The organism is Chryseobacterium sp. KBW03 (assembly GCF_003852415.1).
Classification (GTDB): domain Bacteria; phylum Bacteroidota; class Bacteroidia; order Flavobacteriales; family Weeksellaceae; genus Chryseobacterium; species Chryseobacterium viscerum.
The window spans coordinates 278,599-303,140 of sequence record NZ_QAJO01000001.1; the positions used below are offsets into that span (position 1 = coordinate 278,599).

Below are 24,542 nucleotides of genomic sequence, written 5' to 3' on the forward strand. Positions count from 1 at the left end.
GGTAAAATTACCAGATTTTTATTCTGTCCTGAGGAGCTTTATATAATTTGTCTCCCGGTTTGATATCAAATGCCTTGATGAATGAATCCTGGTTTACCAGTGGTCCAAAAGCTCTGAACATTCCCGGAGAGTGTGGATCTGTTTTCACCTGGTTGATCATATACTGATCGGTAGCTTTTGTTCTCCAAACGGTTGCCCAGCTCATAAAGAATCTCTGATCCTGAGTAAATCCACTGATCTTGCCTGGGTTTCCTTTATCTTTTAAATACATCTGAAGAGCATCATAAGCAACAGCTACTCCACCTAAGTCACCGATATTTTCTCCACTTGTAAACTTACCGTTTACAAAGCTTCCTTTTACAGGTTCATAAGCACTGTACTGAGCAGCTAACTGACCAACTTTTGCATCAAAGTTTTTACGGTCTGCATCCGTCCACCAATTGTTCAGGTTACCATCACCATCGAAACGGGAACCACTGTCGTCAAATCCGTGAGAAATCTCGTGACCGATAACGGCACCAATACCTCCGAAGTTCACTGCTGCATCAGCTTTAGGGTTATAGAAAGGAGGCTGAAGAATGGCTGCAGGGAATACAATTTCGTTGTTTGATCCGCTGTAGTAAGCATTTACAGTTTGTGGAGACATTCCCCATTCTGTCTTATCAACAGGTTTTCCTACTTTGTCTAAACTTCTCTGATATTGCCAAGCGGATACATTCTGAAGATTAGAATATAGTGTTGCTCCTTGTTTCGGAGATTCTACTTTCAATTGAGTATAGTCTTTCCACTTATCAGGATAAGCAATTTTCACTGTAAACTTGGATAGTTTTTCCTGAGCTTTTACTTTGGTTTCAGGGGACATCCAGTCCATATTTGCGATATGGGTTTTGAATGATTTTAAAAGGTAATCAATATAAGTTTCCATCTGCTTTTTAGCTTCAGGAGTGAAATATTTGTCAACATATAGTTTTCCAAAAGCTTCTCCTAGAACACCATTGACAAGGGTAAGACCTCTTTTGTCCATTGGACGCTGTTCTTTTTGTCCCTGCAAATATTTAGCATAAAAATCAAACCTGATCTGCTCTAAGTTTTCATCTAAATTGCTCGCGTTTCCATTGATGATATGGTACTTCAGATAATCTTTCAGTAAAGGAAGGTTTTTCTGTGTTACAAACTGATCCATATTCTGGTAATACTTCAGTTCTCCAATGATCACTCTGTCTGTATTGACTCCTGCATCCTTAAGATATTTTGCAAGGTCTACATTTTTAACCAGACCTGATAATTCTGATACGTTTTTAGGATTGTATCTTAAATTAGCATCTCTGTTCTGTTCAAGAGTTAATAAGTAATTGGCAAGCTGTTTTTCAAAGTCTACCACATTCTGCGCAGACTGAGTAGAATTTTTATATCCTAACACTCCAAATAGCTTCCCAACGTAGGTTTGATATTCTGCCAGTGTTTTAGTATTGGCTTCATTTACTTTTTGGTAATAGTCTCTTCCTAAACCAAGATCCGGGCCGCCAAGATATACCGCATTCATATTGGAATTCTTCATATCGGCACCCACTCTCCATCCATAGAAAGAGTTGTCACCTAATCTTGTCGCTTCCAAAAGGTATTTCTGAAGGTCACTAAGACTTTTAATAGCATCTACTTTGGCAAGATCAGCTTTGATAGGAGCCAGACCTTCTGCATTTCTTTTATTGGTATCCATAAAAGAGGCATACAAATTCTGGATTTTCTGTCCTTCTGATCCAGCTGGATAGGTTTCTGTAAGGATTTTATTCAATATATCTAATGAAGCATCATCCACATTTTCTCTCAAAGCATTGAAAGATCCCCAGTTTGCTTTATCGGAAGGGATCTGAGTAGTTTTCACCCAATTTCCATTCACATAGCTAAAAAAGTCATCCTGCGGACGGACACTTGTATCCATATATGATAAATTGATCCCCTCCTCTTTTGCTTCTTCTTTTATCGGTTCAGTAACTTTAGCCGTAGCTTCTGTTTTATTCTCTGTCCCCGCAGTCTTTGCTGCACCACACGAATTAAGAAATACAATACCCGAAAGGGCAAGTATTCCAATATTTAGCTTTTTCATTAAAAATAATTTTTGATTTTACACAAACGTATCAAATATACAAACTTTAATGATATGTAATGAATGATAATTGATATATGGAGTGGGAAATTGATGATTTAAGATTAAAAATTTAAAGTTTATAGAGTATCTTTTGGAAATATATATGAGACTGGGATTTATGGGGAAACCACCCCATCAAAAATTCAAAGAATTTTTGACACCCCTCCAGAGGAGAGGAATAATGGAAGCCGTTATTACAATTACAGTTCCCTCGATCCAAAATCCATAACTCCTGCCACCTATCACCTATCATCTGCTACCTAAAAAACAAAACCGCCCATTGCTGAGCGGTTGTTATTTTTACCAGATTTTAATTCTTTCTTCTGGAGTTTTGTATAGTTTGTCTCCTTTTTTCACATCGAATGCTTTATAGAAGGCATCAACGTTGATCAACGGACCGAAACTTCTGAAATATCCAGGAGAGTGCGGATCTGTTTTCACTTGGTTAACCATATATTTCTCACTTGACAATGTTCTCCAAACTGTAGCCCAGCTTAAGAAGAATCTCTGATCCTGAGAGAATCCACTGATTTTCCCCGGATTTCCTTTGTCTTTTAAATACATCTGAAGAGCGTCATAAGCAATGTTTACACCTCCTAAGTCAGCGATGTTTTCACCGTTTGTGAAAGTTCCGTTTACAAAAGTTCCTTTTACCGGCTCATATTTGTCATACTGAGAAGCAAGAGCTTTTGTTGCTTTTTCGAAATTAGCTTTATCTGCCGGAGTCCACCAGTCTACCAAGTTACCATCAGCATCAAACTGTGCCCCTGAATCATCAAATCCATGGCTCATTTCGTGACCGATAACGGCACCGATACCCCCGAAATTTACCGCAGCATCAGCGTTAGGGTTGAAGAATGGCGGCTGAAGGATAGCAGCAGGGAATACAATCTCGTTGTTTACCGGGTTATAGTAAGCATTAACAGTCTGTGGAGTCATTCCCCATTCTGTTTTATCAACTGCCTTACCAATTTTAGCCAAGTCTTTGTTGTACTGCCATTCACCAATGTTCTGAAGGTTCTGATACAGGTTTCCTCCTTTTGCCTCAGAAACAATATTTAATTTTGAATAGTCTTTCCATTTGTCCGGATAAGCAACTTTTACCGTGAACTTGTTCAGTTTCTGCATTGCTTTTTCTTTAGTCGTTGCAGACATCCAAGCTAAGTTGTTGATATGAACTGCGAAACTTTTCTTTAAATAGTCGATCAATTCTACCATCTGAGCTTTTGCTTGCGCAGGGAAATATTTCTCAACATATAATTTTCCAAAAGCTTCACCCAAAGAACCGTTGATCAATTCGTAACCTCTCTTGTTAAGTGCTCTTTGTTCTTGTTGTCCTCTAAGGTATTTACCATAGAAAGCAAACTTCATATTTCCTAAGTTTTCACTTAAGTAAGAAGCACTTCCGTGGATCATGTGAAATTTCAGATAATCCTTAATCACAGGAAGATTCTGAGCATTTACTAATTTATCGAAGTTCTTATAGAATCCTAATTCACTGATAATTACTTTGTCAGAATTTACTCCTACTTTTTTAAGGTAACCAGGAAGGTCAACATTTTTTACCAGAGCAGAAAGTTCAGCCATCGTCTTAGGATTGTACTGAAGGGTATTATCACGGCTCTGTTCGTTGGTAAGGTAAGTATTTGCGATGCTTTTCTCGTAATTAACGATACCTTTTGCTGCTTCATCAGCATTTTTGTATCCTAATTCTTTTAGCATTGAAGCTACATATTTCTGATATTCAGCAATAGCTTCTGTATTTTTTTCGTTTACTTTCTGATAGTAATCTCTTCCTAAACCTAAAGAAGCGTTTCCTAAGTAAACGGCATTCATTTTAGAATCTTTAAGGTCTGCATCCACTCCCCATCCGTAAAAAACATTCTCACCTTCTTTTGTTACAGAAGTAAGGTAATTTTGAAGATCAGTCAGGCTTTTTATAGCATCAATTTTATTCAGATTTTCCTGGATAGGCTTTATTCCGTCAGCATTTCTCTTCTCCATGTTCATGTAAGTAGCATACAGATCCTGGATTTTTTTACCCTCACTTCCGTCAGCAAATTTATCTTTCAAAAGAGAGTTCAGGATCGTCATGGAATTGTTATCCGTATCGTCAGCTAGTTTGTTGAAGCTTCCCCAAGTTGGTTTATCCGATGGAATTTTGGCTGTTTTCATCCAAGTTCCACTCACATAGTTGTAGAAATCATCCTGAGGACGCACCGAAGTGTCCATCAAGCTAAGGTCTAAACCTTTGTCTGTGTTGTTCACTGCTACTTTAGCAGCTTTAGCTTGTGCGCTCATGGTAGTTTGAGTACAGATCCCTGCTATTAAAAACAAAGAAAGCGTTATTTTTTTCATTATGATAACAATTTTTAGAATATGTATGATTTATTTTGTATTTGTTACGTTTTAAGAAAACAAATTTAAACAAATAACGTCATAGCATGATAAGAATTTATAAAAGATGGAAGAATGAGGCTGGAAGTTATTCTATGATTTTCATAACTTCCAGCTTCCTCCTCCCCAGCTTGCCAATATCTTAAGAAGTGGCTATCTCTTTTACATTTCCAGTTCTTTTCAGGAACCCCCAGGACTGCATTTCGCCTTTCAATGCCTTTCTTAAACTTTTAAATAATACAATATACATCAGCCATCTATACCCGAATCTCTGCGGAATAATATACAACAGATTGATTAATTTCTCCCGTTGCATCATGAATGCAATTAAAGCTAATGAAGCATCCACCAAGAGGAAAATCAGATAATAGGTGAATATTTTGTCTCCGTTTCCGGATAGAATTCCCAAAAACATAATCACATCTGCCAGCGGTGAGAAAAATGGAATAATATATTGGAATAATAAAATATTCGGCATTGCCCAAAGTCCCAATCCTTTATATTTAGGGTTAAGGAAAGTCTGTCTCTGTTTCCAGAACATCTGCATAATTCCGTATGTCCAGCGGAAACGCTGTTTCAAAAACTGATTTGCTGTTTCCGGAGCTTCGGTAACTGCAACCGCTCTGTTCTCGTTGGCAACCGTATATCCTGCTTTCAAAATTTTCACAGTAATATCACAATCTTCTGCTAAAGTATCTGATGAATAGCCTCCTGCCTCAATGATCACAGATTTTTTAAATGCTCCAATAGCTCCTGGAATCACTGTAATGGCATTAATATGAGCATAGGCCAGTCTATCAAAATTCTGACTTGTCGTGTATTCTATAGCCTGCCATTTGGTGAGCCAATTGACTCTGTTTCCCACTTTCACATTTCCTGCTACAGCGGCAATTTTTTCTTCCGGATCTGCATTTAAAAATCTTGCAATCAGATATTTTACGGCATCCTGCTCAAGTTTGGTATCTGCATCAATACACACTACATATTCAGCATCCGTTTCCGAGATTCCAAAGTTTAAGGCAGTTGCCTTTCCCCCATTTCTTTTGGTGAAAATTTTAAGTTTCGGATGATTCGGGAACATTTCTTTTGCTTTTTCATAAGTAGAATCTTTGCTTCCGTCATCTACCATAATAATGTTAAAATTAGGATAGGTCTGTTTCAGTAAATTCTGTAACGACGAAATAATATTCACTTCTTCATTATAAGCAGGCACAATAATGGAAACTTTAGGATAAGATTCCAGCACGGGAAATTGTCCTAGTTTTTTCTCTTTTTGTCTTTCTTTAAAAGCCCAGTACGCCATCAGCAATAGTCTGATCAGTCCCAATACAATGAAGATGGTAAATAAAGCAACCAGAAAATGACTTATTCCATAGATCGCTGTAGCTAACACAAGATTAAGCTGCATGATATAATAAGACTTTGTTTTGGGAACTTCAGGCATCAGTTCGCTTCTGCTTTTGTGCAGAATATTCGTCAGGTTCGTAAAATGGTATCCTTGTTTCTGAAGAGTCGGAATAAGGATTTTTAAAGCTTTCACCGTTTCTTCTCTGGTATCTCCACCCGCATCATGAAGGAGAATAATATTTCCTCTCTCATGTTTAATTCCAGCCATTACACGTTTTACGATTTCATCTGCTTTTATTCCCGGCTGCCAGTCTTCAGGGTCTATATTTTCCCCGATATCCAGATAGTTTTGCTGTCTTGCCAGTGCTACTGGAATGATCTCTTCTGATGTGGTAGGCTCAGAGTCTGCATTATAAGGTGCTCTGAACAGAATAGTGCTGTGACCTGTGATACATTCGATCAGCAGTCTTGTCAGTTTCATTTCAAGTAAAGCTCTTTCAGGGCTCACTTTTGCCACATTCTCATGGGTAAAAGTATGATTTCCGATCTCGTGTCCTTCCCGGTAGATTCTTTTAACAAGCGGAAGGTTCTTTTCTGCATTTAATCCTACCAAAAAGAACGCTGCCGGAACATGATATTTGGATAAGATATCCAGTACCTGAGGAGTGTAGGTTTCATCCGGGCCGTCATCAAAAGTGAGGACGAGTTCTTTCTGAGGAGCACTTCCGTATTTTTTCACTTCGTAAGAACTTGGATAGGTGATGTAGTTTTCATCTGTGATAATCTTCTCTTTTGGATCAATTTCCAGTGCAATTTTTCCATCATGAGGCGTATTCAGAACATCCAGTACTTCTCCGTCTCCGATATAATCCACCATGGTCTGCCCTTTTACGTTTTCCAGGGTTTTCAAATTCAATTTGGAAAGGCCTGCCCCCGTAAGATCTTTATCATAAAAATTCCAGACTCTGCTGTCTTCACTTCCCAGTCTCCAGAGTGCAGTTCCTGCCAATGGATATTCTGATGAGAAACGCATCGTATTAAAAATAGAGGCAGCATCATTGAAAAATACCGTGTGGGTGAAATTTTTAGAATCGGTGTAGGAATAATTTAAATTAAAGGTATTATCATTAAAGTCAATTACAGCTTTACTTGCGCTCGCTTTTGTAATCGCCTGCATGTAGGTAACAGAAGTATTGTCATCTTTATTGGAACTCCAATCGTAACCATAAGCTCCTAATCCAAGAATGATTTTATGAGGAGAGGTCTGTTTTAAGATTTTACCCGTCTGTGCTTCTATCCATTTTTGGGAAGAAACCGGACCGGCATCACTTCCTGCAGAATATTCGTCATAAGCCATCAGCATAAAATAGTCTACATATGGATCCAGATTCTTAATATTATAATCATCATTATCCGTCATAATATCCATTGTCACCAACAGCTGATTCTGCTTGAACGTCTCTGAAAGTTCTTTCATAAAAGCAATCAGGTTGGTATCAGAATCCAGGTTCATATCTTCAAAGTCAATATTAATTCCTTTGAAATGGTATTTTTTACATTGTTGGGTGATCTTCTGAATCAGATGGGTTCTTTTCTGCGGATCATTAAGCACTTTGACCAGTCCTTCGGAACGGAACTCTCTGTCGAAGTTGTTACTGAGCATTGGCATGGCAGCAACTCCGGTTCTTTTGATCACTTTATATCCTTCAGGATCCACATTGGTTTTCAGATCTCCTGTTTTGGGATCAAGGAAAAACCATTCAGGAAAAACCAGATTGATGTGTCTGATGTTTCTTTTCAGAGACATCAGAGACTGGGCATCCCAAGCCACATAAAATGCAGACCGGATTCCTCCCGGAAACTGAGCCCAGTTTCGGTTCTGATTTTTATATCTTTCTGCTCTCGCCTTCTCAATTTTGTCAAGGCTGGTATGGATTGTTTTTTCAGAAATAAAGCTTCTGAACCCTTTATATTCTTTGGAAATTTTATTCTCCTGAAGGTAAGGTTTGTTGGCTGTAATGACAGCTTTATAATCTTCTTTAAAAGGAATTTTAGGACTTCTGTCCAGAGTCATCATCAGACCTAAAGCAAGCAGAAGCAGTATTCCTATAAAGATAAAAACACGGCTTCCCCACTGTACACTTTTCCAGCGTTTTTTGCTGCTGGTCTGAAAAATCTGTTTGGAATTTTCCACGATTTTTGAAATTTATTGAAGGGCGCTCAAAAAGTGTGAAAAACTATACTAAAATTAATTAAAAAAAAATTAAAAAGTATGAATTGTATTTATCTGTCGATAAGAAGGCTTACCAAATCCTGAATCACCTTTTGGGAAACAAAATTCATAAAATCTACTCTTTCCAGATGGGGCATGTATAATTTGGAGGTTGTCTCCTCGTCATTAATTCTTATGGTGTAATAAACTGTTCCAATATCTTGACCGTCTTCTCCTTTTCCAGGACCGGCAACACCAGTCGTAGAAAGTGAAATATGAGTTTCAAACAATTCCTGACATCCTTTTGCCATTTCCTGAGCCACCTGCTCGCTTACCACGGTAAACTGATCTACGGTTTCTCTGGAAACATTTAAAATTTTAATCTTTCTCTCGGTAGCATACGGCACTATTCCGCCAAGGAAATATTTTGAACTGCCGGAAACTGAAGTGATCATTTTTGCCAGCTCACCTCCTGTGCAGCTTTCTGCAGTAGAAATCGTTAATTTTCTTTCGGTAAGCATTTCTGCCAGAATATTTTCAATTTTATCTTCAGATACGGCGATCACATGACCTTCTACCAGAGGAAGCAGTTTCTGGATTTCCTCTTCTGTTATCTGTTTCAGCTGTTCTTCATGATCACCGGAAGCCGTCAGACGAAGCTTTACACGGGTTCCCACTGGAAGATAAGACAATGCAATATTTTCCGGAAGTGCCAGTTCCCAGTCTTCAATGGTGTCTGCAAGAATACTCTCAGGAATTCCTACTACAGAAACAATTCTGGTATGTATATAATGAAGTTTGAATCTTTGCTGTAAATAAGGAATAATCTGATCTTTGATAAGGGGTTTTACCTCGTAAGGAACACCTGGAAGACTGTAACACAGTTTTCCGTCAAGCTCCATCATCATACATGGTGCCGTTCCGTAATGATTCTGAAAAACGATGGATTTGGTAGGAACAAAGGCCTGTTCCTTATTTCTTTCCAGAATATCGGCTCGTCCTCTTCTTTCCATATAGCCTTTAAGGTGATTGAAAGTGACCTCATCCAGGGCAATTTCATCATTGAAAAACTCTGCCAGGGCTTTTTTGGTTTTATCATCTCTCGTTGGTCCCAACCCTCCTGTTGTAATGACCAAGTCACCTCCTTCAAAAGCAGCACTCAGCGCGGTTTTAATCGTTTCAATTTCGTCTGAGATCGTAAGAATCTGAGTCACTTTGATTCCTATATTTTTAAGTTCAGCGGCAATAAAATTAGAATTGGTATCTACCGTGTTTCCGGAAAGGATTTCATCCCCGATAGTAATCAGAACAGCTTTTTCCATATGTTTTTTTGTTGAAAAAAATTCTCTGCAAATGACGGAAATTTCTGTGGCCGCGGCAATATAAATTGATTTTTTCTATTTTTGCCGAAATTATCTAAAACTACAATACGAATTATGTCTAAATATGATGATGCTTCATGGCATTATGGTGGTGATTTTCCCGAAGAACTTCCTCAGAAAAACGGGGCAACCCATACAGGAATGTTCCTGAACTGGTGCATTCACAACAATATGATTTCTGATGAACTGAAAGAAGATAACGAAGAAGAAATTGAAAAATTAAAAAGAAGAGAAATCACTGGTGCAGAATTCATTATGGATTCATGTGACGGAAAATTCTCTGAATATGATCTGAATGAGCTTGGAAATCTTTTTGCAAAGGATTACTATGCTGATGATACAGATTTCGGAAACAGATCCAGCTCATTTGCTGATGACTACGTTAATATTTTTGATGCTAAAGCAGAGGAAAACGACTATCAGTATGAAACTTTCTATCACATAGAAGATACTTATGAAAACTACGATCTGATGAAACAGGTGATTGATCATCGTTTTGAGGAATGGAAAGAATATATTAAAAACTAAAGAGCGAAAGGACAAAATCATAGAAGCCTATGTCAGCCTTTCTGTGATTTTGCCCTTTTACCTTTTTTATTGATTATGCTTCACCCAGATCAGTTCATCGGTATTATATCCGATTTTTCTTGCTTTCTGAATGAAACGCTGACGGATACTTTCAGGAATGGTAGTGGTTCTGGACAGAATCCAAAGATATTTTAAGCTGCTTCCTGCCACCAAAGCATATTGATAGTCTTCATCAATATCAATGACATTATAACCGGCCCAGATAGGTTTAAAAAATGAAACTTTCAGGCGGGCTTCTGTAGGATCTTTTACAAATTTTGCTTCACCGATCGATTCATTCCATACTTTTTTACTATAATCGTAGCCTTTATTTTTAACCTGAATGGTTCCATCTGGATTTTCTGAATATTCTGCAGTGACATTATCCATATTTTTTTCGAATCTGTAATCGAAACGGGCCATCTCGTACCATCTGCCAAGATATTTTTTACTATCAAAATTCTTTACAGCGGATGCCCCTCTGGGAATTCTCACAGAATATGAATTGAAAATGATAAGACCTAATGCTCCCAACGAAACGGGAAGGATAATTTTATGAATGGTTTTCATGACTGGAATATTTGTGTGATTAGGGTGAAAACGTCAAAAATAATGCCTTTAAGCTGTTAAGGAACAATAAATTCTATGAAAAAACCTTCAGGAAATTATCTTTAAAGCTTCCTGAAACCTCAATTTCAGTGTCGTCAGAGAGCATTACCGTTCCGCTTTTATGATAGGATTTTACAAAACCTGTATTGATAATATGAGAGCGGTGAACTCTTACAAACGGGTTTTCCAAAAGATCATCAAAGTGTTTTAGAAAACGGCAAACCATTTTCTTTGAACCATCGGTAAGATATACCTGGGTAAAGTTTCCGTCAGCCTGAAGTCTTACAATATCTTCGGTCTTTACCACATCAAATCCCTGTAAAGTAGGAAGAATAAGCTGCTGTTTTTCGGGTTTTAATTTCAGGTTTTCAAGGAGAATTTTATTCCGGTTGAGCTCATCTTTTTTCTCAAGACTTTCTGCTACTTTGTTGACTGCCAGAATCAGTTCCTGAATATCAATAGGTTTTAAAATATAATAACTTGCTGATTTATTTAAAGCCTGTAAAGAGTATTGCGAAAATGCGGTAATGAAAATGGTTTCATAGGAAAATTCTTTGGTTGCTTCCAGAACGTCAAAAGCATTTCCAAAAGGCATTTCTACATCCAGAAAAACCAATTGAGGCTGCATTTCGGCAATTAACGGAACGGCATCTTTAATGTTTTCAGCTTCACCAAGAATCTCCACCTGCGGGCAGTATTTGGTAAGATAGCTTCGTAAAACTTCCCTTGCTATGATTTCATCGTCTACAATGACAGCTTTTATTTTCATTCAGGTTAGATATTAGGTGGAAGGTAATAAGTTTTCAGGTGCAAATTAGGAATATTTAGCCAACCCTACAATCTTAGCAGATCCACGTTTCTCTAAAGGCTATACTTTTTTCCAGCTCCAGGCATATTTGACGATCAATATTGTAATGATGCATTCTACTATAGCTAGAAAGGTATAAAACAAATACCAGTCTGAGAAGGAAGTAATCCCGATAAACAACATGACCAGAGTAAAAAATGATCCAAAGAGGATGTTAAGAATCCTGTTGACTGCGGGTTTTAAGATCAGAGAAAGAAATACCATTACAGCGGGAATCGCCAAAACGGCTGAAGCAAGAAATAATTTCGGAGGGGAATCTAATAAATGGGTTCCTTCCACAAGACCCTGTGCCTTTCCGGGAGTATACAGCTCAAAATAATCCCCGTACAGATAGCATAAAGTAACCGAAGCCCAAAGACCGGCAAGTATGATTTTTACATTGACCTGTATATCTTCAAATTTTGTAGAATTGTTCATGGCTTTTATTTTTAATGTTGATTTACTTTTTTAGTTCTTACTCCCACCAGCAACATCCACAAACAGATTCCTATCTCTCCTATCGTAGCAGGTAATGTAATATACTTTGATATTGAATACTCCGAAAAATGAGGAACCGCAGTTCTTCCCAAAACGTTGATCACATATCCCAAACAACCGAGCATTAAAAAAACACCTAAAATTTTGGGCAAAAATCCGGATCTGTACACAAGATAACCAAAGGGAAAAAGCCATAAGCCCCAAAAAACCTGAGCGATTAAGATGCCTTTATTATAATTGCTCAACATCATCATCATTTGAGCCTGCAGCTGCTTTACATCAAAGACTTTTAGATAATCTGTTCCTTCAATAATGGTCAGGACAGAAAATTTGCTTTGCAGATTGATAAAGGAAATAGGAATACTGATAAGAGCTAGAATGACCATCAGTTTTGCATAATTTCCATTCACATCTTTCAACAGTTGATACAAAGCCAAAGGGAGTAAAGTAAAAGCAATATAACAGATGATACTACTGGCTATACTTAGTCTGAACAATTGTACTGAAGAAGATATATTTTGAAAGGTCAGGGCAGGATTTTCCCAGACAATCAGTTTTGACGGAACGTACATTAAACTGAAAAATCCGGTTATTATAACAATGAGATAAAAAAATCCCGCGAGTCTGGCTGTTTTATTGGTAGTAGTCATTTTGGGTTATGTTTTTATCTTTAAGACAATTTCTGTTTCAAAATGGTTACAGCGGTTTTTAGGTGGCAGGTGGCAGATAGAAGCCAAGAGGTGTTAGAAAAGTGAAATTTTTCGGTGTTTAAGGACTTTGATAAAATTAATGCATGATTCAATAAGTGCTATTTTTTTATTAATTTAGATTTTACTAAAAACTATAATCATTTAAACCCAACAAAAGCAACATGAAATCAAAAATTATTATCCTAATCTGTATGACGGTTTTCAGTCTTTCTTTTTCACAGATAAAAATGTCGGAAAGAGAGGATATCAGCAAAATCAATAAAAACTGGAGACTGACAAAAACCAATTCCAAAACTTATGGAATTTCGGATAAAAGCGGGAAAGTTATCGTTCAGCCGGTGTATTCAAAGATTAATACGTTTGGTGAATATGCAGAAGATCTGGCGCTGGTAAAAAATATAACGGGAACTTATGGTTTTATCAACCGTTCAGGAACTGAAGTCATTCCTGCTTATTATGAACTGGAGGAGATTAAAACCAATTTTTCAGCTTTGAAGAAAAAGTATATTAAATAAATGAATTTAATTATCAATTTATAAAAGAAATGCATTAACCTGAACTAAGGTTAATGCATTTTAATTTTTATAGTCACCAAAACTCCGTTGGTATTTTCTTTATCTTTTACAGAGCAGGTAATATCTTTTTTGTACAAATCGTTGAGCAGCTGAATTCTTTCCAGGGTATTCTTCATTCCTCTACCCTCTCTGGTCTTTTGATGATGAGTTTTCTGCTTTTTACTTTCTTCGATTCCTATTCCGTTGTCTTCGATGAGAATTTTCAGATCAGATCCATTCTTTTCAAAGCTTAATTTTAAAAGCCCTTTTTCTGTTCTGTAGCGGAGTCCGTGCCAGATTGCATTTTCCAAAAACGGCTGTATCAGCATTCCCGGAATCTGCAGATTCTGCATATTGAGATCTTCATCTACTTCAATTTCATAATCGAATTTATCTGCAAAACGGGTCTTTTCCAGAGCCAGATAGTTTTGAAGAAGATCAAGCTCCTGCTGGAAAGGTATAAAATCCTCTGTGGAATTTTCCATCACCCCACGCATCAGCTTGGAGAATTTTGTCAGATACTGATTGGCTTCCAGTTCGTTATTGGTCGCAATAAAATGATTGACACTATTCAAACTGTTAAAGATAAAATGCGGATTCATCTCCCTGCGAAGCGACTGAAGAGCAATTTTCTTATTTTTCGTCTGAACTTTCTTCAGTGTTCTGAAAATAAAAATAATCAATCCGGTCAGCAGAATGAGAGCTCCGATCAAGCTATAATTGAAGACATTCTTTTTCCTGATAAGCTCGTCTTTCAGTTCTCTTTCTTTTTCCAGCTGTGAAATTCGCTGTTCAGTATCTTCCAGAATTTTATTATCGATCAGACTTCTGTCTTTGGAAACGAGATTCGGAAGTTTTCCCAGAAAATCTCTGTATAGCTGAACTGAAGCATCAATATTTCCTGAAATTGCATAAAGACTGTCCAGTTTTTTTACACTTCTCTGAGCTTCCAGCGTATGTCCTTTGTCTAAAGCAATTCCGTAGGCATTTTTCAATAAATCTACCGCTTCTTTCGGATCATTTTTTTTAATATAAATATCCGCCAGTTCCTGAATCTGATTGACTTTCTCCTGTGAATTGTCTTTTACAAAATCTTCTTTCAGAACCTTTTTTTTAGCTTCAATAGCTTTATCATAATTTTTGTTCTCAACGTAAAGATCAGCCAGCTTTTGATTGATTGCCAATGCCTGTTGAGGAGCTTCTTTTTTAGAAATTTTATAGGCTGTATTCAGGTTTTCCTCGGCACTGGAAACATCTTTCTGCTTTAGATTGACATCAGCCAATTGACTGTAGCTTTCGGCAAGATCGCCCTGTTCATTTTCTTTTTTACTCAGATTGATATTATTCTGAATCGCTTCGGCCCTAAGCTCTGGTGTGGGAGAAGAAAGTCTCGTAACGTCATTAGAATTGACCGCCTTACTTTTTTCGCTATACCCCATTTGTGCTACTCTGCTGTAGTTACTGATGGCGGGGGTTATTTTGTTCTGTTTTTCCTGTGACTGAGCCAATCTTCGGGTTGCTTTTTCAATATTAGGCTTGTCATTCAGTTTTTCATACAGATTTTTGGCTTTTGTGTAATATTCTTCACTTTTGGGAAAATTTCCGCCATTGAAAAATGTTTCGCCAATACTATAATAAGAATCGGCCTGGGCGGGTTCATTCTTAGTATCAATTGCTTTTTTCAGTTTCTTTGTTTCTACCTGAACTTCTTCCACAGCAGCACTGCTATTATTCGTGGTTTGGGAATGTATTATATTTCCCAGGAACACCAATAAAAAGATTGTAAAGAGTTTAAGCATTTTCATAAAACAAAGATATACATATATATAGTCTGCTCAAAAACTATTCACCAAGTGAAATTCCCCTTCCACCAAGTTTACCCATTGATAATGTGAGCCTAAGATTAAGTTTGCGTAATAATTCAAATTTAAAAATCATGAAAAAACTAACATTTACATTTTTATTCTTCATCATTGTTTCATTCTTACAATTTTCAAAAGCACAGGTCGGAGGAAACCAGATCTACAAAGACAAAAATAATTACGACTATTCCCCTCCTCAGAAACTACTTGAATATAACAACACCAACAGTTATTTCACCAACGATTCTACATTGATTGTGAGTGTAAAAGTATTGATGAACAAAACTGCAGACCGTTACAAACTTACACTGGGTTTGAATGAAGAGGCTCCCACTCCCAAAATTGCCATTGAAAATATCAACAAAAGGATTAATGGTTTTATAAAAAGGATATCCTCAATGGGAGTCAAAAGCGATGATATTTTTGTGGATTTTATATCACAAACTAAAATCTATGATTACAATATTAATAAAGAGGCACAGGTTGCCACTCAGAAAATGGACGGTTTTGAAACCAAGAAAAACATTATTATTACGGTAAACAAACACGCTATGATTGAAAAACTGATTTCCGAGGCTTCAGATTTCCAGATTTATGATGTTATTAAAGTAGATTATATCAACAATGATATTGATAAAATTCAGGAAAACCTTCTTAAGGAAGCGTATGCTGTTTTTGATAAAAAGAAGGAAAATTACTTTAACTTATTTAAAAAGGAAATTATTGGAAACCCTATTGCTACTTCAGGTTTTACGTATGCTTTTCCTAAAAACCAATACCAGAATTATGTGGCTTTTGAAAGTGCCAATGTTACCTATGGCTATGACAGCAGATATGTCAAAAAGGAAGAAAGGAAATCAAGGACTTTTTATTATGACGGTACAGATTATACCGGTTTTGATAAAGTGATCAATAATGCGGATCCTGAAGTGGGCATACAATATATCATGAACCTTAGTGTGAAATATGATCTGAAAAAAAATAAAGAGAAAAAAAATCGTTAAGAAATCGAAGAATTAAAGTAAAATTAGGCTGCTTGGCTCTGTTATATATCAATGAAGCCTCTCTCTTCATAATCTTAATAGCGTAAAGGTTCTTAATGGTTCAAAATAACATTTTTCGGAACAACTTTTCTTTTTCCACAGGCTCACCAAGTGAAAGCTCCATTTCACCAAGTCTCCCAATTTCCAGTATCTGATGTACGTAATTTTACATCAGAATTTAAAATCAAAAACAGGAAATTATGAAATTGAAACATTTTTTATTAATCGGAATTTTAACTCTTGGAAGCTTTGTAAATGCTCAGGAAGTAAAGAAGAACGCAATCGAAGTAACTGGCGTTGCCGAAATGGAAGTAGAACCGGATGAAATTATCTTCAGCGTCGGAATAAAAGCAGATAACAAAAATGATCTTGCAGATAACGAGAAGAAGTTATTTGAAACCTTAAAGAATGCCGGAGTAAAGAACGAGGATATCAAGTTCAAGTCGATGTACCAGAATATCTATTCTAAAACGGCTAAGTTTTCAAAGAACTATCAGTTTAAGGCCAGTACAAAATCAAGTCTTAGTAAAATTTTTGAAGATTTGAATCAAAAATGGGTAACCAGTCTGAACATCGCAGAGGTAAAAAGTACTAAAATTGCAGATTTCAGAAAAGCAGTAAAAATCAACGCTTTGAAAGCCGCTAAAGAAAAAGCAGATTACTTACTGGAAAGTATGGGTAAAAAGACAGGAAGTGTCCTTGAAATTGTAGAAATAGAAGACTACACCAGCGATATGATCATGCCGGCCGCTTATAAAGGCAGAATGAACAGTGTACAATTGGAAATGGCTGATGCCCCGGTAGATTATTCTTTTGATAATATTGAAAACATCAAGCTGAAATACAGCATCAAAACACGATACGAAATCCTTTAAAAATAACAGATTTAAAAAGACAGTTCCTTTGGGAGCTGTTTTTATTTTTTACCTGTGACACACTCACCAAGTCAAACCACCACTTCACCAAGTTTCCCGATTTTCAGCCTTAAATAGGGATAATTTTACTTTAGAAATTTAAAATAATAAACGATGAAACGTTATCTTTTAATATTAATTACATTTTCAGTTTCCTTTATCAAAGCACAGGAAATCAAAAAAGAAATTGAAGTAAAACAGGCCACCGTATTTCTACAGGGAGCTAAGGTTTTTGGAACTACCCATGTAAGTCTTCAGAAAGGTAGAAATACAATAAGAATCGTCAATCTCCCCAATAATCTGGACGAGAATACGTACAAAATCAATCTTGAAAAAAATACAACACTTCTTTCCATTACTCCCCAAAATAATTTTTTGAAAAATGATGAATTGTCAGACAATGAAAAGAAACTTGAAACAGAGACCAAAAAACTTCAAAGACAAGTCAGCCTTCTGAATATTCAGATCAAAAACCTGACAGGAGAACAACATATCATTAATGATAATTTGAAAGTGTCTACCAATGATAAATCTACTCCACAGGAACAGCTTATTAAACTTACTGAGTTTTACAGAAAACGAATGCTGGAAATTGATAATCAGGTATTTCTTCTGGACGAGCAGAAAACGGTTCTGGATGAAAGCATTGCAAAGCTCAACAGCCAGTCTGCTGAAGAGCAAACTCACAAAAACACCAACCGCAGAGAGCTTTTGCTTGAAATTCTTGCGGACAGTGAAACGAATCTGAATCTTGGGGTAAGCTACATCGTTTCCGATGCCGGATGGGTTCCTTCCTACGACTTGCGGGCTCAGTCTGTGAAGAAACCTCTTGAAATGGTTTATAAGGGTAAAATTTATCAGAAAACAGGACAGGACTGGAAAAATGTAAAGCTGTTTGTTTCTACTTACAGACCGTCATACAATCAGGACAGGCCTATTCTATCTCCGCTGTATGTAGCTGAATATACGCCATACAATTCCCAGATGGAAATAGCAGCTTATAAGGTTAAAAAGGAAACTTCAGCGGCTAATGCGTATCAGATGAGAGAAGATGTAGCCGCAAAACCAAGCCAGATTCCTATTGCTTCAGTTTCTGACAGTCAGATGAATGTAATCTATGAGCTGAATTACAATCAGACCATTGTAAGCCAGGAAAAAGAACAGTATGTAATCCTGGATAAAAAACAGATTGATGCCACTTACAAATACCATACGGTTCCGAAACTTAATAATCAGGTATTCCTGATGGCTTTTGTAAAGAACTGGCAGAACCTCAACCTCATCAATGGAGAAGCTAATATTTATTTTGAGGATAATTATATCGGAAAAACGAATATTACCAGCAATTATGTGAAAGACGAATTCCCGATTTCTCTTGGAGTAGATGAAAGAATTACGGTAAAAAGAATAAAGCTTGAAGATAAAACTTCTCAAAAGGCAATGAATTCCAACAAATGGGAAACGGAGTCTTATCAGATCAGCATCAGAAATAATACAAAAGAAAGTGTTGAGCTGGAGGTTCTTGATCAGCTTCCGATCAGCGAAAATTCTAAGATTCTGGTAAAAACACTGAGCCTTGGTGATGGAAGCCTTGATGATAAAACAGGCAGTATCCTTTGGAACAAAAACATCGGTTCAGGAAGTTCAGAGAAGATTACATTTTCCTATGAAGTGAAGTATCCGAAAGAGATGCAGATTCAGTATTACAGCAGATAACCAATAAAAAACAACAATATGACAACCTTAAAAATCTTAGCACTTGCAGCGGGTACAGCTTTTTTAAGCTCCGGTACTATTCCGGACAACCGCTCTTTAAAAAGTAATGTTGACAGTCATTTACCGGGACAAAAAGTAATAATGATTCCGGCCAGCTCCACCGTAAAGGACAATAAAATTCAGGTCGCTCTTTTACTGGATACTTCCAATAGTATGGACGGGTTGATTGATCAGGCAAAATCCAGACTCTGGAATATTGTGAATACTTTGACCACCCTAAAATATAACGGAAAGGCTCCTCAGATTGAAATTGCCCTGTATGAATATGGAAACGACGGAATCCGTGATGAAAATTACATCCGCCAGGTTGCTCCTCTTACTCAGGACCTTGATCTTATTTCCGAAAAACTATTCGCCTTAAGAACTAATGGCGGCAGTGAATATTGCGGAGCTGTTATTCGTGATGCTTCTGCCAACCTAAACTGGGACAGCAATGATAAAAGCATGAAACTGATCTATATTGCAGGAAATGAAGCATTTGATCAGGGAAAAATAAATTATAAAGATGTTGTTTCAAAAGCAAAAGGTAAAAACATCTATACCAACACCATTTTCTGCGGAAGCCGCGAGGAAGGCATTCAGACTTCATGGCAAAATGGAGCATCATTAGGAGGTGGAAAATATTTCAATATCGACAGTGACAGGAAAGTAATCTATATTGAAACCCCTTACGATATCAGAATTTCCGAATGCAATGCAAAACTGAATGACACTTATATTTATTATGGAAGTCATGGCTCGGATTACAGACTTAAGCAGATTACACAGGATAAAAATGCAGAATCACAGTCAGCATCCAATTTAGTAGAAAGAGCCGTTGCCAAATCTAAAAAGAATGCTTACAAAAATGATCACTGGGATCTGGTGGATAAAGCTGAAAAGGATGCCGGATTTATTGCCAATGTAAAACAAAGTGAACTTCCTGCCGAACTGAAAGGAAAAAGCAAGGAAGAGATTCAAAAAACGGTTGCTGTAAAATCTGCAGCCCGTGATAAAATTCAGAAAGAAATTGAGGAGCTTTCCAAAAAGCGCCAGACCTTTATTGACGGAGAAATGAAGAAAAGAGGAACTGATGATTCTGATGATCTGGGAAAAGCCATTGAAAGTTCTATTGTTGAGCTGGCTAAAAAGAATGGGTATAGTTTGTAGTTGTAAAGCGGGTTGAGGCCCGCTTTTTTCATGCTGGATAATGTGTAAAACCACCCCGGCAAAAATTCTTTGAATTTTTGCCGCCCTTCTTCCGGAGGGGAATTAAGCCCTTTCTATTGAACTATTTGCCAAAGTATCTCTCTATTATATTCTTTCAAATAATGTAAACAGAATTCCTACGGAATGACACAGTTGGAATGATGGTATCCAGCTAGTTTGTCATTCCGCAGAAATCCAGGTAGTTTTACATATAGGCTGAAAATCAAAGATTTTCAAAAACTTAAGTGCACTTCTTAAACATTTAGCAGTATCTTAAAATAACTTAAGTGTTTAAAACATTTGAGCCTTTTGCGGTTAAAAGCCCGAGTACTATCTTCCAAATTTAAAATACCTTGACAACGGATGTTTTTTATTCTTCATAAATAGTGAAGCCATTTCCATCCCTGTTGCTGAAAAAGTAATCCCATTTCCTCCAAAACCTAATACAAAATAGGAATTTTTGAATTTTTCATGGGTACCAATATAGGGAAGTCCGTCTTTGGTTTCTCCAAAAGTTCCTGCCCAGACAAAATCTGTATAAAAGGGATAATCAGGTTTTATTTTCTTTAGATTTTTAAGGATCTCTTTTTCTTTTTTATTGAGGAGAGCGTCCCGTTTTTCAGCGTTATAAAAGTCTTCGTCTCCTCCTCCGATAAGAATCCTTCCGTCATAGGTAGTCCGCATGTAGAGATAAGGATCATCGGTATTCCAGACCAATGTACTGCTGATATTTTTAAACTTGTCTTTGTCTATTTCAGAAACAACAGCATAGGTACTTTTCAGATTAACGAAGTGCTCTTTCAACAGATTTTTACTTTCATAGCCAATGCAGTAAATGATCTTTTTTGCTTTGATCTGAAATCCGCTGTCTACTGTGACCAGATTAAACCCTTTATGCTCCTCCACTTTTATCATTTCAGTCTTATCAAAGATCTTCAATCCTTTTTTTACATTATGCATAAAAAGCTCATGAGCAAACTGAAAGGCATCAATACTGGCCCCTTGTTTTGACAAAATACCGCCATATGTATTTTCAAATTCAAACTGTTCTAAAATCTTTTCTGATTCCAGCCATTGCACCTCAAATCCGTTTTCTTTTCTTTCTTCATATTCTTTCTTCAGCCAATCAACATCTTTCTTTTTTGAAGCAAAATACAAGGATTTCTTTCGTTTGAAACCTGCATCCGATTTGATCAGTTTTGAAACCTTTTCTATCAGGTCAATCGCATCACTGCAAGCTTTATAACTTAAAACAGCACCCTTTTCACCTATTTTTCCTATCAGTTCATAGAGAGGAACATCTATTTCATATTGCAGCATTGAAGTCGTAGCAGAGGTGCTTCCATTGCAAAGTTCCCGTTTATCAATAAGAATCGTATCATAGCCGTCTTCTATCATCTGATGGGCAATAAGACTCCCTGTGATCCCGCCTCCTACAATAAGAACTTCACATTCTTCATTTGATTTTAGAGACGGATAGGATTCCATTAATCCGTTTTTTAAAAGCCAAAAAGGTTCATTCGATTTGAGATTCATATTAATATTTTACACTAAAAACAACAATATTTATACCTTTTTTAACAATTTCCCATCAAATTATGGTGTAGTTATTGTTTGTTTTTAAAATCAAACCACCAAAAAATATTCATTATGATAACAATTATTCCAGAAGCCCCGGAGAATGTTGCGGCATTCAATGCAACGGGAGAAGTAACGAAAGAGGATTTTGAAAAACTGGTAATTCCGCGCGTAAAAGAGAAGGTAGAGCAGTTTGGTGAGCTGAATTATTTATTGTATTTGGATACCGATCTGGATAATTTTACCATGGGCGCATGGCTTGAAGATTTGCTGTTAGGATTAAAAAACCTTACCAATTGGAATCGGTCGGCCATTGTTACGGATAAAGAAGGTATACGCAACTTTACCAGTATTTTCAGTGTTCTGATGCCGGGAGAATTTAAATCTTTCCCGAAAGAAAACTTATACAATGCCCTCTACTGGTGCAAAAACGGAGATGAAGTAGAGGCATAAAATTTATTTTATACAAAAGAGCCTGTTTTCAGTGAGAAACAGGCTCTTTTTTTATTTTAAATAGTGTCAACTTTCTTATTTGTCACATGACACACATTCTGCAGCAACTTCTTGTTCTTTCTGAGCTCCCGAGCCATACAGATAGATATACCTTACACTTACAATCACTCCTATAAAGGTCATCCCCACTCCTACCAATGATGGATATTTGAAGGAATACCCGTATTCTAAAGGAATTCCTCCCAGGAAAGCTCCCATAGCGTTGGCAATATTAAAACCTGCCTGCATAAAAGCAGCTGCCATCATTTCGCTTTTTGGAGCGGCTTTCATCATCATAATGTTGATGGGTGATGCAATCGACATGGATAAAGCGCCACACATAAATGTCAGTATAAGAGCAATATTCTGATGTTCTGCCAGGAAGAAAACTCCTCCCAAAGAAATCATCATCAGGAAGATCAGCAAAGCACAGGTTTTTTCAGGACCCAATTTGTCTGAAACAATACCTCCGACAAGGTTTCCAACTACCATTCCGGCTCCGGCAAGAACCATAACATATGCCATCTGGCTGCTTTTAATTCCGGCAACCACCGTCATTAAAGGGGTAATATAGCTCAACCATGTGAAAAGTCCTCCAAACCCGATCGCCGTAATGGCAAGTACCAGCCACGACTGTTTATTTTTAAGAAACTTCAATTCTTCCATGAAGTGGGTATTTTGGTTGGATTCCATTGCAGGAAGCCACAGTTTTAAAAATAAAATAGCGAAGAGACCGATGACCGCTACGATAGCAAAGTAGAACCTCCAGTGGAAAGTATGCCCAATATAAGTGACCAGAGGAACCATAGCAAGGTTGGCGACCGTAAGCCCAGTAAACATCATGGATATATAAAATGCTTCTTTTCCTTTTCCTGCCATTCTTGAGGCTACCACCGTTCCTACTCCAAAGAAAGCTCCGTGAGGAAGCCCGGACAGGAATCTTATCGCCAGCATACTGTTGTATCCCGGAGCAATAGCTGAAAGGCCATTAAATAGGGTAAAAAGGATCATAAAGGCCATCAGAACTTTTTTCGGGGGAAATTTTACAGAGTATCCGATCAGGATAGGTGCTCCAATGACTACTCCCATCGCATAAGCAGAAATTAAATGTCCTGCCTGCGGGATCGTGATCTGTAATGTTTTTGCAATATCCGGCAACAGTCCCATTACGGTAAATTCCGTAGTTCCTATTCCCAAACCACCGATAGCTAGTGGTATTATTCTTTTATCAATCTTCATTGTATCTAAATCTTTTTTCTGAATTAATTTCTTTCAACGTAAGAGTGTATCAGTATCTCAAATTGAAAGTGCAAAAATCGCAAGAAAGTTTCAATTTCACACCTCTTTGAATGATAAAAATTTGCTCCATATTAACCTTTTTATTTAATTTTATATTCAGAAACAATCAAATCAGAACAAAATGAAAATCCAGAAAGAAATTATTGAATTTGAAAAGGGGAAATCATTCAAGCTATTTGCTCCTTCTCTGAAAAACTGTTTTTTCTGGCATTATCATCCGGAAATTGAGCTGGTATATGTAGAAGCGGTGAATGGAATCCGGCACGTTGGGAAAAACATTTCCGGCTTTACAGACAGTGATCTTCTATTGATTGGCTCTAATGTACCTCATCTTAATTTTGATTATGGCATTCAGACCGAATGCAAACAGCTGGTGCTGCAGATGCGGGAAAGTTTCCTTCAGGATATTATTTTTCCCGTTCCGGAATTTGAGAATATTAAAGCGCTTTTGGAACGTTCCTATCTTGGATTGTCATTTTCAGGGGAAACCAAAAATACTGTGGTTGAGAAACTACAGCTGATTAAAGACAAAAACTCCTTTGAATCCTTAATGGGACTGATTGATATTCTACAGATTCTCGCCGATTCAACCGAAGTAAAAGAACTCAATAAAGAAGATACCCGGATTAAATGGTTTTTGAATGATAAAATCAGAATGGGAACCATCTACGACTATATTCACCAAAACTACGACCAAAAGCCCAATGTGAATGAAGTGGCAAAAGTTGTGAGTCTGAGTACTCCTGCTTTCTGCCGTTATTTTAAAAAGCAGACCAATATGACCTTCACCGATTTTGTAAATAATTACAGGATCAATCAGGCTAAAATATTCCTGCTGAAAGATTATTCTGTGACAGAAGTTTGTTTTCAGGTGGGTTTTGAGAGCCTTTCTTATTTTAATAAATTATTCAAACAGCATACGGGAGAAACTCCTTCCGAATTCAAGAAAAAACATTTCAGACCTATTGAAGTCAATGGACGGATTGGGGTAATTACTAAGGAAACAGCGTGTAATAAATAGGATGAATTTCTAGCGTGTAGAAAATAATGCTGCACTTTAAGTTTCGGCTAAAGTCAAATGATTTTTAATCCTATTATAAGCGGACTAAAGTCCACTTCTA

The 24,542-nt window shown here is 37.0% G+C and carries 19 protein-coding genes; 8 read left to right on the forward strand and 11 right to left on the reverse strand.

Features of this window, described 5'->3' with window-relative positions:
- Positions 1–7: 7 nt before the first annotated feature.
- From DBR39_RS01160 to DBR39_RS01175, 4 genes are all read right to left on the reverse strand, one after another.
- The gene (locus DBR39_RS01160) at positions 8–2,104 is read right to left on the reverse strand and encodes a M13 family metallopeptidase (protein WP_124530487.1); all 2,097 of its coding nucleotides are present in this window, start codon (positions 2,102–2,104) and stop codon (positions 8–10) included.
- Positions 2,105–2,446: 342 nt separating this feature from the next.
- Positions 2,447–4,504, reverse strand: a complete 2,058-nt coding sequence (locus DBR39_RS01165) for a M13 family metallopeptidase (protein WP_103232795.1) — start codon at positions 4,502–4,504, stop codon at positions 2,447–2,449.
- A gap of 181 nt (positions 4,505–4,685) precedes the next feature.
- The gene (locus DBR39_RS01170; RefSeq protein WP_124530488.1) at positions 4,686–8,084 is read right to left on the reverse strand and encodes a polysaccharide deacetylase family protein; all 3,399 of its coding nucleotides are present in this window, start codon (positions 8,082–8,084) and stop codon (positions 4,686–4,688) included.
- An 89-nt stretch (positions 8,085–8,173) separates the two neighbouring features.
- The gene (locus DBR39_RS01175) at positions 8,174–9,424 is read right to left on the reverse strand and encodes a CinA family nicotinamide mononucleotide deamidase-related protein (protein WP_124530489.1); all 1,251 of its coding nucleotides are present in this window, start codon (positions 9,422–9,424) and stop codon (positions 8,174–8,176) included.
- Positions 9,425–9,538: 114 nt separating this feature from the next.
- Here DBR39_RS01175 and DBR39_RS01180 point away from each other — a divergent pair, with 114 nt between their 5' ends.
- A complete protein-coding gene (locus DBR39_RS01180) occupies positions 9,539–10,012 on the forward strand; it encodes a hypothetical protein (RefSeq protein ID WP_124530490.1) in 474 nt (157 codons plus the stop codon).
- 66 nt (positions 10,013–10,078) lie between these two features.
- On the opposite strand, the gene DBR39_RS01185 is transcribed toward DBR39_RS01180, so the two are convergent.
- The 4 genes from DBR39_RS01185 to DBR39_RS01200 form a co-directional block, all read right to left on the reverse strand.
- Complete coding sequence (locus DBR39_RS01185) at positions 10,079–10,621, reverse strand: lipocalin family protein (RefSeq protein ID WP_124530491.1); 543 nt, start codon at positions 10,619–10,621, stop codon at positions 10,079–10,081.
- A 73-nt stretch (positions 10,622–10,694) separates the two neighbouring features.
- On the reverse strand, positions 10,695–11,429 hold the full coding sequence (locus tag DBR39_RS01190) for a LytR/AlgR family response regulator transcription factor (protein ID WP_124530492.1): 735 nt from the start codon (positions 11,427–11,429) through the stop codon (positions 10,695–10,697).
- Between the two features lie 99 nt (positions 11,430–11,528).
- Complete coding sequence (locus DBR39_RS01195; RefSeq protein ID WP_124530493.1) at positions 11,529–11,945, reverse strand: DUF6326 family protein; 417 nt, start codon at positions 11,943–11,945, stop codon at positions 11,529–11,531.
- An 11-nt stretch (positions 11,946–11,956) separates the two neighbouring features.
- On the reverse strand, positions 11,957–12,655 hold the full coding sequence (locus DBR39_RS01200) for a DUF4386 domain-containing protein (RefSeq protein ID WP_124530494.1): 699 nt from the start codon (positions 12,653–12,655) through the stop codon (positions 11,957–11,959).
- Between the two features lie 221 nt (positions 12,656–12,876).
- Here DBR39_RS01200 and DBR39_RS01205 point away from each other — a divergent pair, with 221 nt between their 5' ends.
- The gene (locus DBR39_RS01205; RefSeq protein WP_124530495.1) at positions 12,877–13,230 is read left to right on the forward strand and encodes a WG repeat-containing protein; all 354 of its coding nucleotides are present in this window, start codon (positions 12,877–12,879) and stop codon (positions 13,228–13,230) included.
- 50 nt (positions 13,231–13,280) lie between these two features.
- Here DBR39_RS01205 and DBR39_RS01210 read toward each other — a convergent pair whose 3' ends face one another.
- A complete protein-coding gene (locus DBR39_RS01210; protein WP_124530496.1) occupies positions 13,281–15,074 on the reverse strand; it encodes a histidine kinase in 1,794 nt (597 codons plus the stop codon).
- A gap of 131 nt (positions 15,075–15,205) precedes the next feature.
- Between DBR39_RS01210 and DBR39_RS01215 the strand changes: the two genes are divergently transcribed.
- The 4 genes from DBR39_RS01215 to DBR39_RS01230 all read left to right on the forward strand — a co-directional run bounded on the left by DBR39_RS01215 (position 15,206) and on the right by DBR39_RS01230 (position 20,013).
- A complete protein-coding gene (locus tag DBR39_RS01215; RefSeq protein WP_124530497.1) occupies positions 15,206–16,135 on the forward strand; it encodes an SIMPL domain-containing protein in 930 nt (309 codons plus the stop codon).
- Positions 16,136–16,374: 239 nt separating this feature from the next.
- The gene (locus DBR39_RS01220) at positions 16,375–17,049 is read left to right on the forward strand and encodes an SIMPL domain-containing protein (protein WP_109738797.1); all 675 of its coding nucleotides are present in this window, start codon (positions 16,375–16,377) and stop codon (positions 17,047–17,049) included.
- A gap of 153 nt (positions 17,050–17,202) precedes the next feature.
- Complete coding sequence (locus DBR39_RS01225) at positions 17,203–18,804, forward strand: DUF4139 domain-containing protein (protein ID WP_124530498.1); 1,602 nt, start codon at positions 17,203–17,205, stop codon at positions 18,802–18,804.
- An 18-nt stretch (positions 18,805–18,822) separates the two neighbouring features.
- A complete protein-coding gene (locus DBR39_RS01230) occupies positions 18,823–20,013 on the forward strand; it encodes a VWA domain-containing protein (protein WP_124530499.1) in 1,191 nt (396 codons plus the stop codon).
- Between the two features lie 369 nt (positions 20,014–20,382).
- Here the strand turns inward: DBR39_RS01230 and DBR39_RS01235 are convergent, their stop codons facing one another.
- Positions 20,383–21,540: an NAD(P)/FAD-dependent oxidoreductase gene (locus DBR39_RS01235; protein WP_228447736.1), complete on the reverse strand. Its 1,158-nt coding sequence runs from the start codon at positions 21,538–21,540 to the stop codon at positions 20,383–20,385.
- A gap of 162 nt (positions 21,541–21,702) precedes the next feature.
- On the opposite strand from DBR39_RS01235, the gene DBR39_RS01240 reads away from it, so the two are divergent.
- Positions 21,703–22,083, forward strand: a complete 381-nt coding sequence (locus DBR39_RS01240; protein ID WP_002981039.1) for an STAS/SEC14 domain-containing protein — start codon at positions 21,703–21,705, stop codon at positions 22,081–22,083.
- 75 nt (positions 22,084–22,158) lie between these two features.
- On the opposite strand, the gene DBR39_RS01245 is transcribed toward DBR39_RS01240, so the two are convergent.
- Positions 22,159–23,361: an MFS transporter gene (locus tag DBR39_RS01245; protein WP_124530501.1), complete on the reverse strand. Its 1,203-nt coding sequence runs from the start codon at positions 23,359–23,361 to the stop codon at positions 22,159–22,161.
- Positions 23,362–23,542: 181 nt separating this feature from the next.
- Between DBR39_RS01245 and DBR39_RS01250 the strand changes: the two genes are divergently transcribed.
- Positions 23,543–24,442, forward strand: a complete 900-nt coding sequence (locus DBR39_RS01250; RefSeq protein WP_124530502.1) for an AraC family transcriptional regulator — start codon at positions 23,543–23,545, stop codon at positions 24,440–24,442.
- Positions 24,443–24,542: the final 100 nt, after the last annotated feature.

Bases quoted from the DNA above. Each gene is read 5' to 3' on its own strand.
- DBR39_RS01225 (WP_124530498.1), top strand. From the start codon at position 17,203: ATGAAACGTTATCTTTTAATATTAATTACATTTTCAGTTTCCTTTATC.
- DBR39_RS01205 (WP_124530495.1), top strand. From the start codon at position 12,877: ATGAAATCAAAAATTATTATCCTAATCTGTATGACGGTTTTCAGTCTT.
- DBR39_RS01210 (WP_124530496.1), bottom strand. From the start codon at position 15,074: ATGAAAATGCTTAAACTCTTTACAATCTTTTTATTGGTGTTCCTGGGA.
- DBR39_RS01215 (WP_124530497.1), top strand. From the start codon at position 15,206: ATGAAAAAACTAACATTTACATTTTTATTCTTCATCATTGTTTCATTC.
- DBR39_RS01250 (WP_124530502.1), top strand. From the start codon at position 23,543: ATGAAAATCCAGAAAGAAATTATTGAATTTGAAAAGGGGAAATCATTC.
- DBR39_RS01190 (WP_124530492.1), bottom strand. From the start codon at position 11,429: ATGAAAATAAAAGCTGTCATTGTAGACGATGAAATCATAGCAAGGGAA.
- DBR39_RS01230 (WP_124530499.1), top strand. From the start codon at position 18,823: ATGACAACCTTAAAAATCTTAGCACTTGCAGCGGGTACAGCTTTTTTA.
- DBR39_RS01180 (WP_124530490.1), top strand. From the start codon at position 9,539: ATGTCTAAATATGATGATGCTTCATGGCATTATGGTGGTGATTTTCCC.
- DBR39_RS01235 (WP_228447736.1), bottom strand. From the start codon at position 21,540: ATGGAATCCTATCCGTCTCTAAAATCAAATGAAGAATGTGAAGTTCTT.
- DBR39_RS01245 (WP_124530501.1), bottom strand. From the start codon at position 23,361: ATGAAGATTGATAAAAGAATAATACCACTAGCTATCGGTGGTTTGGGA.
- DBR39_RS01195 (WP_124530493.1), bottom strand. From the start codon at position 11,945: ATGAACAATTCTACAAAATTTGAAGATATACAGGTCAATGTAAAAATC.
- DBR39_RS01160 (WP_124530487.1), bottom strand. From the start codon at position 2,104: ATGAAAAAGCTAAATATTGGAATACTTGCCCTTTCGGGTATTGTATTT.
- DBR39_RS01220 (WP_109738797.1), top strand. From the start codon at position 16,375: ATGAAATTGAAACATTTTTTATTAATCGGAATTTTAACTCTTGGAAGC.
- DBR39_RS01165 (WP_103232795.1), bottom strand. From the start codon at position 4,504: ATGAAAAAAATAACGCTTTCTTTGTTTTTAATAGCAGGGATCTGTACT.
- DBR39_RS01240 (WP_002981039.1), top strand. From the start codon at position 21,703: ATGATAACAATTATTCCAGAAGCCCCGGAGAATGTTGCGGCATTCAAT.
- DBR39_RS01185 (WP_124530491.1), bottom strand. From the start codon at position 10,621: ATGAAAACCATTCATAAAATTATCCTTCCCGTTTCGTTGGGAGCATTA.
- DBR39_RS01175 (WP_124530489.1), bottom strand. From the start codon at position 9,424: ATGGAAAAAGCTGTTCTGATTACTATCGGGGATGAAATCCTTTCCGGA.
- DBR39_RS01200 (WP_124530494.1), bottom strand. From the start codon at position 12,655: ATGACTACTACCAATAAAACAGCCAGACTCGCGGGATTTTTTTATCTC.